The sequence below is a fragment of the Bacillus solimangrovi genome, assembly GCF_001742425.1.
In the GTDB taxonomy this organism is placed as follows: Bacteria; Bacillota; Bacilli; order Bacillales; family Bacillaceae_N; genus Bacillus_AV; species Bacillus_AV solimangrovi.
In genome coordinates, this window is record NZ_MJEH01000048.1 from 1 (window position 1) to 11695 (window position 11695).

Genomic DNA, 11695 nt, shown 5'->3' on the forward strand with positions numbered 1-11695 from the left:
GATGGTAGTTGGGGTGTTTCCCCTGTGAGAGTAGGACGTTGCCGGGCAAGAGCTCAACATCTATTATAAATAGGTGTTGGGTTTTTTTGTAGAGTGAAAAGTATACCGATCCTAGGAAGTTTAGTTTTTTATCACATGTTAATTGACGTTAACAACCCATTTCAAAACATAAAAAAGTCAACGAAGTTTAAATGGTAGAAGAACTTGGTCAAACACTTGTGTATCAAGCGTCGTAAATGTTCAATTGGTTTAACTAACAATCAGTGGGGATAAAAAAAATACTGATCGAGGTTTCCTTTATACATTTGCGGTTTGATGTCATAAACAAGCGGGAAATAGCATTATAAACAATAGAAAATAGTGCAAGTCTATATGATAAGAATACATTCAAATAATAGATATAGGAGAGAATTTAATGTCTGAAAATTTCGATACTAAAGCTGTTCACTTAAATAATACTGCATCAATCGAAAGTAAAAGTAAAACAAGACCGATATATCAAACATCAGTATTCTCTTTTGAAAACTTAGATGATTTGGAAGGGTATTTTAGAGGAGAAAAGAATTATTTGTATACGAGAATGGGAAATCCAAACGTAAATGATTTGGCTATAAGTGTTGCGAAGTTAGAAGATGCTCCTGAAGGTATAGCAGCTGCATCAGGGATGGCGGCTATTTTGGCGGGTATTCTATCAATAGCTGGACAAGGTGATCATATTGTGGCTTCAAAGGACATTTATGGTGGCACACATCAGTTACTTGTAGAAGAATTAAAGCGGTTTGGAATCGAAATTTCTCTTGTATCATTTGAGAATCATAGTAATGTTAAAGAAGCTATTCAAAAAAACACGAAATTAATCTATTCAGAATCAATTACTAATCCGTTACTCAGAGTTGAAGATATCCACAGTCTTGTACAGATTGCTAAAGAAAATAACTTAAAAACAATGATCGATAACACATTTGCAACTCCTTATTTATATCAACCTTATAAAGATGGTATAGATCTTGTGGTGCATAGTGCGACAAAGTATATAGCCGGACATAGTGACGTAACAGCTGGTGTCTTAGTTGGACATACTGACTTAGTAAGAGAGGCAGGTCAAAGAATAAGTAACCTTGGTGCAAATCTGAGTCCTTTTGAAGCTTGGTTAGGTTGCAGAGGTCTAAAGACATTGCATGTGCGTATGCAAAGGCATGTGGAAAATGCTTACAAATTAGCGGCAGTGCTAAGTAACCATGAAGCAATTGATAAACTATACTATCCTGAAAGTTTTTCAAACAGAGGAAATGGGGCAATTGTTACGATTGATATTACAAAAAAATGTGACATTAAAACCTTCTTTGAAGCATTAAGCTGGGTAAAGATTGTTCCATCATTAGCTGGTTGTGAGACGAGCGTGTCTTATCCAGTAGGTACATCACATCGCTCTTTACCAGAAACATTAAGAGACCAATTAGGCATAACAGAAGGACTTGTTCGAATATCAGTAGGTCTTGAAGATATTGAGGATATCATTAATGAATTCGATCAAGCATTACAGAAAGCCCTGTTATAAACAGGGCTAAATTCTTTTTAATAAGTTGCAATTTTCATTTCTGTTTGTTATGATAATTGTGTAGGAATTAAATTACCATTTATTATCTAATCATCGCGGGGTGGAGCAGTCTGGTAGCTCGTCGGGCTCATAACCCGAAGGTCGTAGGTTCAAATCCTGCCCCCGCAACCAATAATGTATAATTGCAGGTAAACGAAACAAGTGGTTTCGTTTTTTTTATGCTTTTTTTTATAGATGATGAGAACGCATTTCCATTTAAGTTTTATTTCTTCTATAATGGATTCAGTAGAAACACTTATGAGTTAAGGTTTTAAAGACATTTCTTTCTATTAATAGGGGTTTTTAATTCTTTCTTAATTTAAATGTGAGTTCAAAAGGGAGAGACATGTTGACGAAAGATATGGTTATTTTCACTGATCTTTTTGAACAACTTCTAATAGGTACTTAAACAGAAACTAATAATAAGTATAGGTGATAGATGTGAACACATACGAATTTGTTACGCACACCTTTGAGGAGACTATGTTATTTGCTGAAACGTTAGCTACAAAGCTTTCAGCTGGTGATGTGTTGACATTAGAAGGTGACTTAGGTGCAGGTAAAACGACATTTACAAAAGGTTTGGCAAAAGGATTAGGTGTAAAGCGTACTGTTAACAGTCCAACATTTACAATTATAAAAGAGTACAAAGGCAGCAGACTACCGTTATATCATATGGATGTTTATCGACTTGAAGAGAGTGAAGAGGATTTAGGTTTTGATGAGTATTTCTTTGGAGATGGAGTTACAGTTGTAGAATGGGCAAAGTTTATAAAGGATCAACTCCCTAAAGAATATATTGAGATAACGATACAACATAATGGTGATAGTACGAGAAAAATAACGTTACAACCGAATAATGAGCGATATGTTTCAATTTGTGAGGAGTTAATGGAGCAATGAAAGTATTAGCAATTGATACGTCAAATGACGTGATGGGTGTAGCTATAGTAGATGATAATAAGGTAATAGGTGAACTGATAACAAATGTTAAAAAAAATCATTCAGTGAGACTAATGCCAGCAATTGAGAAGTTGTTAAATGAAACTGATGTAAAAGTATCTGAGTTAGATCGGATTGTTGTTGCAGAAGGTCCAGGTTCATATACTGGTGTGCGAATTGGAGTAACAGTTGCCAAGACATTGGCTTGGTCGTTAAATATTGAGTTAGTGGGTGTATCAGGATTAGAAAGTCTGGCTTATAACGGAAGATATTTCAATGGATTAATTGTGCCAATATTTGATGCAAGACGTGGACAAGTGTTCACTGGTCTGTATCAATGGAATGATGGGATGTTAGAGAGTGTTATGAGTGATAAGATGGTTATATTCTCAGAACTGTTAACAGAACTGAAAGAGAGAAACGAGCCAGTCTTATTCGTCGGGAATGATGTTGATCTTCATCGTGAGCTAATTGTGGATATTTTAGGGGATAACGCGATAATCGCAAATTTTGTACAAAATAATCCACGCCCAAGTGAATTAGCTGGTTGTGGATTATTGAAACAACCTGTAGATGTCCATTCATTCGTACCAAACTACTTACGATTGGCTGAAGCAGAGGCGAATTGGCTAAAGGCACAGAAGAAATAAGGGGTCACATATGGGAGAGTATGAGATTAAATATCGATTAATGAATGAACACGATATTGAAGATGTATTGAGGATTGAGAAGTCATCATTTGCAACCCCTTGGACATATGAAGCATTTTATAACGAAGTTGTCCACAATCAATTTGCAAGGTATTTGTTGATTATTAAGGGAGAAGAAGTTATTGGCTATTGTGGATTGTGGATTGTATTTGATGATGCAAGTGTGACTAATGTTGCTATTTTACCGAAAGAACGGGGAAACAGATACGGTGAGATGTTGATGCATCAAGCAATGGAGTTTGCTAGAGCAGTCGGTGGTTTACGTTTATCGTTAGAAGTGCGTACTTCGAATCATATTGCTCAGAATTTATATCGAAAGCTAGGGTTTGAATCTGGAGGAATAAGAAAAAACTACTATGCTGATAATCAAGAGGATGCATTAGTAATGTGGGTGAACTTATAATGAATGAAAAACAACAAATTATTTTAGGAATTGAGACAAGCTGTGACGAAACAGCAGCAGCAATTGTCCGAAATGGAAATGAAATTCTTGCGAATGTCGTCGCATCCCAAATTGAAAGTCATAAACGTTTTGGTGGTGTTGTACCAGAAGTAGCATCACGGCACCATGTTGAGCAGTTAACGATTGTGTTTGAGGAGGCAATGAGCCAAGCGAACGTAACGTTTGAAGAGTTAGATGCTATCGCTGTAACGGAAGGTCCCGGTCTTGTTGGTGCGTTGCTAACAGGTGTGAATGCGGCTAAGGCGATTGCGTTTGCTCATGACATTCCACTCGTACCTGTCCATCATATTGCTGGACACATTTATGCAAACCGATTTGTAGAGGATTTGAAGTTTCCGTTGTTAACGTTAGTCGTATCTGGAGGTCACACCGAATTAGTTTATATGAAGGAACATGGTCATTATGAAGTAATTGGTGAGACAAGAGATGATGCGGCTGGAGAAGCTTATGATAAGGTAGCAAGAACGCTTAACTTACCTTATCCGGGAGGCCCAGAGATAGATCGACTTGCTCAACAAGGAGAGGAAAGTATTCAATTTCCTCGTGCATGGTTAGAAAAAGGTTCTTACGACTTTAGTTTTAGTGGTCTGAAATCATCTGTTATTAATACGTTGCACAATGCTAAACAACGTGGTGAAGACCTTAAGCTTGAGGATATTGCTGCAAGCTTTCAAGCTAGTGTAGTGGATGTACTCGTGAAGAAGACAGTAGATGCAGCACAAGAATACAACGTAGAACAAGTTCTTGTTGCAGGTGGTGTTGCTGCGAATAAAGGGCTGCGCAGTCGTCTGACAGATGAGTTTTCTAAGTTAGCTATTCCACTTGTAATTCCCCCATTATCTCTTTGTACAGATAATGCAGCGATGATTGCAGCAGCAGGTACTGTAGAGTTTAATAAAGGTAATCGAGCAAAGTTATCTTTAAATGGTGTTCCTGGTTTAGATTTAGAACAATTTAACGATGAAGCTTCTTCTTAAAATGGAAGGAGCTTTTCTTATCTGTGTATAAAGTTATCCACTCCTAAAAAGAGAATGTGGATAAAAACGACAACACTCGACATAGAGGGAATCTAAATGTGAGTAAGTTTCTGTGGATAAATAGGAATTTTACTGTTGATAATGTGAATAAATATGTTAATTACTTTAAAAACAACATCTTTTATGTGGAAAACTATGTGGATAGTGTGAATATGTTTGAATATTCTGTAATATAGAAAATTCCTCAGCGACAAAAGCTGAGGAATTTTACAGTGTTTACATTTAGTTAGTAGTATGAGAAGACATTTTTATTGTACTGTGGATAGTTAACAGATAATTATCCTTCTTGCAACGATTCCCACTCTTCCATTAGAGTTAGTAACAGTTGCTCTTGATGTTCATTTTTCTCATTTAATTGTTGTGATTTTTCATAATCCTCATAGACGTTCGGATCACATAGTTGTTCAGCGATCTCAGCTAATGTTGCTTCAACTTCACTTATTTGTTCTTCGAGCTCTTTTATTCTTCGTTCTTGTTGACGTTTTTTCCGCTTTTCTTCTTTATCTAATGCAAACTTCTCTTTATTAGGTTGTGGAGATGTTGTGGATAGTTGATCTTTTGTGCCTTGTTTCTCAAGTTCTTCGAGTTGAGCAAGCTCAAGTGTTTCCTGTTTCTTCGTTTGGTAATAATCGTAATCCCCTAGATATTCAGTAATTCCTTCATTAGAAAGTTCAAAAACTTGTGTGGCAATTCGATTGATGAAGAAACGGTCGTGAGATACAAATAGCAATGTACCTGGATAATCGATTAATGCATTTTCTAACACTTGCTTACTATCCAAATCTAAGTGGTTAGTTGGCTCATCTAAAATAAGGAAGTTTGCGTTTTGCATCATTAGTTTTGCAAGTGCCAGTCTTGCTTTCTCTCCACCGCTTAACGATTGTACATTTTTAAGCACATCATCCCCGCTAAAGAGAAAGTTTCCTAGAACATTTCGGATTTCTTTTTCTGCGTAATTTGGGTACTCGTCCCATAATTCATCTAACACGCGTTTATTCGATGTTAAATTAGCTTGTTCTTGGTCATAGTATCCAATTTTAACATGTGATCCATATTGAATCTCACCTGTTATTGGCTTTAATAGATTATTAATCGTTTTAATCAATGTAGATTTCCCAACACCATTAGGTCCTACGAGTGAAATGCTATCTCCGCGATTTATGGAGAAAGTTAACTTTTCTGATAGTGCTGTACTATTAGGGTAACCGATTGAAAGATCTCTTACCTTTAATACATCATTACCACTAATACGCTCAATATCAAAAGAGAAAGATGCGGCTTTCTCGGCACCTTGTGGAACATCAAGCCTTTCGATACGTTGGAGTTGTTTCCGTCTACTTTGCGCTCGTTTTGTAGTTGAAGCACGAGCAATGTTTTTTTGAATGAATTCTTCAGTTCGTGCAATTTCTTCTTGTTGCTTCTCAAATTGCTTCCATTCTCTCTCGAGTCGATTTGCTTTTTCTTCGAGATATTTGCTGTAATTTCCGTGATATTTTGTACTCTTCATTCGTGAGATTTCATACACTTGATTGACAACTCGATCGAGGAAATAGCGGTCATGAGAGACAATTAACAATGCACCTGGATAACTTTGTAAATATTGTTCTAGCCAAGATAGTGTTTCGATGTCTAGATGGTTAGTAGGCTCATCAAGAATGAGTAATTCTGGTTTCGTTAATAATAACTTAGCTAGACCTAGCCTTGTTTTTTGTCCGCCACTCAATGTTGATATTTGTGTACGATGATCATAGTCAGAGAAGTTCAAGCCATGTAAAACACTGCGAATATCTGCTTCATATTGGTATCCACCTTTATCCTTAAATTGAACTTGTAACGTATCATATTCTTCAAGTACCTTTTCATATTTTGTTGTTGAATTTAATAATTGAGGGTCTGCCATTTGACTTTCTAGTTCTCTCAATCGTCTCTCTAATAATTTTAATGGTTCAAATACGGTCATCATCTCATCCCAAATTGATAGATTAGATTCTAAGCCTGAGTTTTGAGCTAAGTATCCAATCGTTAAATCTTTGGGTTTAATGATTTCGCCCCCATCATGTGAATACTGTCCAGCAATTACTTTAAGGAGTGTCGATTTCCCTGCACCGTTCTTTCCAACAAGTGCAACGCGGTCGTTTGATTGTACTTCGAGTTTAATATTCGATAAAATAAGATCTGCACCGAAGTATTTGGTTAGATCATTTACTTGTAACAAAATCATATCCGTTCACCTCATCTTTATTACCGTAAGTGTATCGTAAGTTAAGATAGGGGAGCAAATATTATTTAATCGTTACAGACAGATGAGAGTTTTTAGTGTATTCTAATTGCAAAGAACTATATAGCTAGAGTTAGATGGAAGCGTTCACAAAATATTTTACAAGATAGAGTTAGAAGTGGGGGCTTGAGTAAACATGGACAATGAACAAAATAAAATTCCACAAGCAACAGCAAAGCGATTACCGTTGTATTATCGATTTATTAAAAATTTACAAGCATCAGGTAAAAAAAGAGTATCTTCTGCAGAACTTAGTGAAGCGGTGAAGGTAGATTCTGCCACAATTCGACGTGATTTCTCCTATTTTGGAGCATTAGGCAAAAAAGGTTATGGGTATAATGTGAATTATTTACTTTCGTTTTTTAGTGAAACATTAGATCAAGATGAATTGACAAAAGTCAGTTTGATTGGGGTCGGTAATTTAGGTACTGCATTCCTTCATTATAATTTTACAAAAAACAACAATACAAAAATTGAAATGGCGTTTGATATTCAGGCTGATAAGGTCGGTACAGAAATCGGTGGAGTGCCTATTTATCATTTAGATGAATTGGAAGATAGGTTAGAACAAGAGGGAATTACAGTCGCTATCTTAACAGTTCCAGCTCAAGTAGCTCAAATCATTGCTGATCGACTAGTAAATAAGGGTGTGAAAGGAATTCTTAATTTTACACCAGCACGTATACACGCACCTGAAGACATTCGAATACACCATATAGACTTGTCTGTGGAACTACAATCGTTAATATATTTTTTAAAGCATTATCCTCTAAGTGGTCAAAATGCTTAATTATTAATACTCATACTTGTGAATGCTTGATCAAAAGGGTTGAAAAAAATAAAGAGTCTCAGTTTTGATATCAAACTGAGACTCTTATTCTTTATCATAGATTAACCATTAGTAGGGAAAAACAAATCACCACTGGTTGAAGCTTAATTTCTTTGCTTCTCATTGTGTTTATTTTTGATGCGTTTATTTAAAAAATAAAATCGAATCGCAACACCGTAATCATAAGTAGCAACAAGCATTAAGATGACTGTACTGAAATTCCATACCGTTTCGTTAACACTCTCAATAGCAAGTACAGTGAATAAAATCCCCATAATAATGTAAAAACTCGCCATTTTTAAAGGGGTAACTCTCATAAAAATAACCCTCCAATAAAGCTTTGCGCTGTCTCTATTTCTTGTTGTATTTTTTCAAATTGTTCAGGGTTCAAGAATCGAATCAATATGACGAATGAGTTCATCATGACATGAGCGGTTATCGGTACCCAAATTCGCTTCGTTTTGTAATACAAAAAGGCAAACACTAGTCCCATTGACGAATAAATTAACAAATGCTCATTCTCAAAGTGAATCGCTCCAAAAATAACAGCACTTATAAGAGCTGATAACCAAAAATTTGTACGTTTTATTAATTCACCAAATATGATTTTACGGAAAATAACTTCTTCATAAATTGGACCAAGTAATGAGGTTACAATGATGAAGAAAGGGGAAATTTGTGTTATTTGGTATAGAGCGTCAGTGTTTTCTGAACCCAGTTCGACATTAAATACATAGACTTCGATAACTGCAGCGATGTTTTGTGCAAACAGTGCTAGAAATATTCCACCTATCGCCCAGAAAAACGATGATAAGAATGATGGACGGTCTCTTTCTTCAAACGATGATTGTCCAGCTGATCTTAGTAAAAAAAATACGACGATTAAGCCTGACCCAAATGCGAAGATTGTCCACCAAATAAATGCATCTTCTCTAGATAAGCCAATTGCCTCAAATACTTTATGACCGAATAAAAGCCCAGAAAATTGAGCGAAGACATAAGTTAAAATAATGTACCAGTATTGTTTTGCCAAAATCGGTTACTCCTTTTTCTTTAATTAGTCCGACTCATAATAGTTTATCATAAGTTTCATTCAAGAAAAAAATGAAAACTTTTATTTAACTTATGCAATTAAGAACTATTCATAATAAGAATGGAATATATCATGTTATGAGAGTTATGAAAATGGTTAAGAATGAGTAACTATGAGAGATTATTGAAAAGGATGTTAAGGAAGGTTTGTTGTGTTTCATCTTAAGAAGTTCAGAATAAGATTAAGTGAGAGAAGGGATTCAGTATACTGTTGTGGTATATGTGTTAGTAATAGGATGGTTAGCAAACGACACTAGGAAATCGTATCAATTATGCAGTTTTGTAACGAACCAACTTTTTCTAAATTTTTAAGAGTTCCTACTTGCAAAAAGAGATGGAGTTATTTATTATAATAAATGTGTTAGCACTCATAAGTGGTGAGTGCTAAAATTAAGAATCTAATAGAAGAACTTAAGAAATTAGGAGGGTGTTTCACTTGTTAAAGCCTTTAGGTGACCGTATTGTAATTGAATTGGTTGAATCAGAAGAAAAGACTGCAAGCGGTATTGTGCTTCCAGACTCAGCGAAGGAGAAACCACAGGAAGGTAAGGTTGTTGCTGTAGGAACAGGCCGTGTAACAGATAACGGTGAACGCATCGCTCTAGAAGTGAAAGCAGGCGACCGCGTAATTTTCTCAAAATATTCTGGTACAGAAGTGAAGTTTGAAGGTTCAGAGTACCTTATTCTTCGTGAAAATGACGTACTAGCAGTTATTGGCTAATCGATCTGAACTTATAAGGTCTACTAGTCACTACATAGTAAATGATTCTAGTTTCTTTTAAAAATATAATAAAATGATTTGAATTTCTAAGGAGGTCTTGTAAATGGCTAAAGAAATTAAATTTAGTGAAGAAGCTCGCCGTTCGATGCTTCGTGGTGTTGACTCACTTGCAGATGCAGTAAAGGTAACACTTGGACCAAAAGGTCGTAACGTTGTTCTAGAGAAGAAATTCGGTTCTCCTCTAATCACAAATGATGGTGTTACAATTGCGAAGGAAATCGAACTTGAAGACAAGTTTGAAAATATGGGTGCAAAGCTTGTTGCTGAAGTAGCAAGCAAAACAAATGATGTTGCTGGTGACGGTACAACAACTGCTACAGTTCTAGCTCAAGCGATGATTCGCGAAGGTCTTAAGAACGTAACATCTGGTGCAAACCCAATGGGTATTCGTAAAGGTATCGAAAAAGCGGTTGATACTGCAATCGCAGAATTGAAAGAAATCTCTAAACCAATCGAAGGTAAAGAGTCAATTGCACAAGTAGCATCTATCTCTGCTGCTGATAATGAAGTTGGTCAGCTTATTGCTGAAGCAATGGAGCGCGTAGGTAACGATGGTGTTATCACAATTGAAGAATCTAAAGGGTTCAGTACTGAAATGGAAGTTGTAGAAGGTATGCAATTCGACCGTGGTTACGCTTCTCCATACATGGTAACTGACCAAGATAAGATGGAAGCAATTCTTGAAAATCCTTATATCCTTATTACAGATAAGAAGATTTCAAGCATCCAAGAAGTATTACCTGTTCTTGAGCAAGTTGTTCAACAAGGTAAGCCAATCCTTATCATCTCAGAAGATGTTGAAGGTGAAGCACTTGCTACATTAGTAGTGAACAAACTTCGTGGTACATTTAACGCAGTAGCGGTTAAAGCTCCTGGTTTCGGTGACCGTCGTAAAGCAATGCTTGAAGATATTGCTGTTCTTACTGGTGGTGAAGTGATCACTGAAGATCTAGGTCTTGACCTTAAATCTGCAGATATCACTCAGCTTGGTCGCGCTTCAAAAGTTGTTGTTTCAAAAGAAAACACAACAATTGTTGAAGGTGAAGGCGATGCAGATAAGATTGCAGGTCGCGTGAACCAAATCCGCGCTCAACTTGAAGAAACGACTTCAGAATTTGATGGTGAAAAATTACAAGAGCGTCTTGCGAAACTTTCAGGTGGCGTAGCAGTTATCAAAGTTGGTGCTGCAACTGAAACTGAATTGAAAGAGCGTAAACTTCGTATCGAAGACGCATTGAACTCTACTCGTGCGGCTGTTGAAGAAGGTATCGTATCCGGTGGTGGTACAGCACTTGTAAATGTATACAACAAAGTTGCGGCTATCGAAGCTGATGGTGACGAAGCAACAGGTGTGAACATCGTACTTCGTGCACTTGAAGAGCCAGTTCGCCAAATCGCACACAATGCAGGTCTTGAAGGTTCAATCATCGTTGAACGCTTAAAAGGTGAAGCAATCGGCGTTGGTTTCAATGCTGCAACTAGCGAATGGGTGAACATGATTGACTCTGGTATCGTTGACCCAACTAAAGTTACACGTTCTGCACTACAAAATGCAGCTTCTGTAGCAGCAATGTTCCTAACAACTGAAGCAGTTGTTGCTGACCTTCCAGAAGAAGCTGGTGCTGCTGGCATGCCTGATATGGGTGCAATGGGTGGCATGGGCGGAATGGGCGGTATGATGTAATCTTGCCCCTTAAACCCTTGATATGACTGGGTGTGTTGGTAAGGTGAGAGTGGTTTGCTAACATTTTGCTAACATTGAGGTTTTTAACGGAGGCTTCTCATTAGTTCACCGAACTTTTGGGAAGCTTCTTTTTTCATTTCTTGCGTAACGTTGAGGTACACATTTTTCGTAATTTGATCATCTGTATGACCGAGACGATCCATGATTTGTTCGAGTGAGACACGAGCTTCCGCAAGAAGGGATGTATGAGTGTGTCTTAAACTGTGCGGAGTTAAATCTTCA

Annotated in this window: 12 protein-coding genes and 1 tRNA gene; 9 read left to right on the forward strand and 4 right to left on the reverse strand. The window is 36.8% G+C overall.

All coding sequences use genetic code 11. The features are described 5' to 3' along the window. Window positions 1-415: 415 nt before the first annotated feature. From BFG57_RS14635 to tsaD, 6 genes are all read left to right on the forward strand, one after another. Window positions 416-1558 (forward strand): trans-sulfuration enzyme family protein, encoded by a 1143-nt coding sequence (locus tag BFG57_RS14635; RefSeq protein ID WP_069718244.1) that lies wholly within the window; start codon window positions 416-418, stop codon window positions 1556-1558. A gap of 94 nt (window positions 1559-1652) precedes the next feature. After that, window positions 1653-1729, forward strand: a tRNA-Met gene (locus BFG57_RS14640). A 300-nt stretch (window positions 1730-2029) separates the two neighbouring features. After that, window positions 2030-2500: a tRNA (adenosine(37)-N6)-threonylcarbamoyltransferase complex ATPase subunit type 1 TsaE gene (tsaE, locus tag BFG57_RS14645; protein ID WP_425388523.1), complete on the forward strand. Its 471-nt coding sequence runs from the start codon at window positions 2030-2032 to the stop codon at window positions 2498-2500. Beyond that, window positions 2497-3189 carry a tRNA (adenosine(37)-N6)-threonylcarbamoyltransferase complex dimerization subunit type 1 TsaB gene (tsaB, locus tag BFG57_RS14650; RefSeq protein ID WP_069718246.1) on the forward strand — a complete coding sequence of 231 codons (693 nt, stop codon included), beginning with the start codon at window positions 2497-2499 and terminating at the stop codon, window positions 3187-3189. The genes tsaE and tsaB overlap by 4 nt, the downstream gene beginning before the upstream one ends. 10 nt (window positions 3190-3199) lie before the next feature. Next, complete coding sequence (gene rimI, locus BFG57_RS14655) at window positions 3200-3652, forward strand: ribosomal protein S18-alanine N-acetyltransferase (protein ID WP_069718247.1); 453 nt, start codon at window positions 3200-3202, stop codon at window positions 3650-3652. Continuing rightward, entirely contained in the window at window positions 3652-4689 is a 1038-nt protein-coding gene (tsaD, locus tag BFG57_RS14660) for a tRNA (adenosine(37)-N6)-threonylcarbamoyltransferase complex transferase subunit TsaD (protein WP_069718255.1), read from the forward strand. Before rimI ends, tsaD begins: the two co-directional genes overlap by 1 nt. Window positions 4690-5026: 337 nt before the next feature. On the opposite strand, the gene BFG57_RS14665 is transcribed toward tsaD, so the two are convergent. Then, a complete protein-coding gene (locus BFG57_RS14665; protein WP_069718248.1) occupies window positions 5027-6970 on the reverse strand; it encodes an ABC-F family ATP-binding cassette domain-containing protein in 1944 nt (647 codons plus the stop codon). A gap of 193 nt (window positions 6971-7163) precedes the next feature. On the opposite strand from BFG57_RS14665, the gene BFG57_RS14670 reads away from it, so the two are divergent. Next, the gene (locus tag BFG57_RS14670; protein ID WP_069718249.1) at window positions 7164-7817 is read left to right on the forward strand and encodes a redox-sensing transcriptional repressor Rex; all 654 of its coding nucleotides are present in this window, start codon (window positions 7164-7166) and stop codon (window positions 7815-7817) included. Window positions 7818-7960: 143 nt separating this feature from the next. Here BFG57_RS14670 and BFG57_RS14675 read toward each other — a convergent pair whose 3' ends face one another. After that, on the reverse strand, window positions 7961-8173 hold the full coding sequence (locus tag BFG57_RS14675) for a YdiK family protein (RefSeq protein ID WP_069718250.1): 213 nt from the start codon (window positions 8171-8173) through the stop codon (window positions 7961-7963). Next, window positions 8170-8889, reverse strand: coding sequence for a CPBP family intramembrane glutamic endopeptidase (locus BFG57_RS14680; RefSeq protein WP_069718251.1), 720 nt, complete (start codon window positions 8887-8889; stop codon window positions 8170-8172). Before BFG57_RS14680 ends, BFG57_RS14675 begins: the two co-directional genes overlap by 4 nt. A 495-nt stretch (window positions 8890-9384) precedes the next feature. Between BFG57_RS14680 and groES the strand changes: the two genes are divergently transcribed. Together groES and groL are read left to right on the forward strand one after the other, a co-directional pair. Continuing rightward, a complete protein-coding gene (gene groES / locus BFG57_RS14685) occupies window positions 9385-9669 on the forward strand; it encodes a co-chaperone GroES (RefSeq protein WP_069718252.1) in 285 nt (94 codons plus the stop codon). 103 nt (window positions 9670-9772) lie between these two features. Next, a complete protein-coding gene (groL, locus tag BFG57_RS14690) occupies window positions 9773-11413 on the forward strand; it encodes a chaperonin GroEL (RefSeq protein ID WP_069718253.1) in 1641 nt (546 codons plus the stop codon). Between the two features lie 83 nt (window positions 11414-11496). Here groL and BFG57_RS14695 read toward each other — a convergent pair. Beyond that, the coding region (locus BFG57_RS14695; protein WP_069718254.1) for a tyrosine-type recombinase/integrase at window positions 11497-11695 on the reverse strand (199 nt) is incomplete at its 5' end.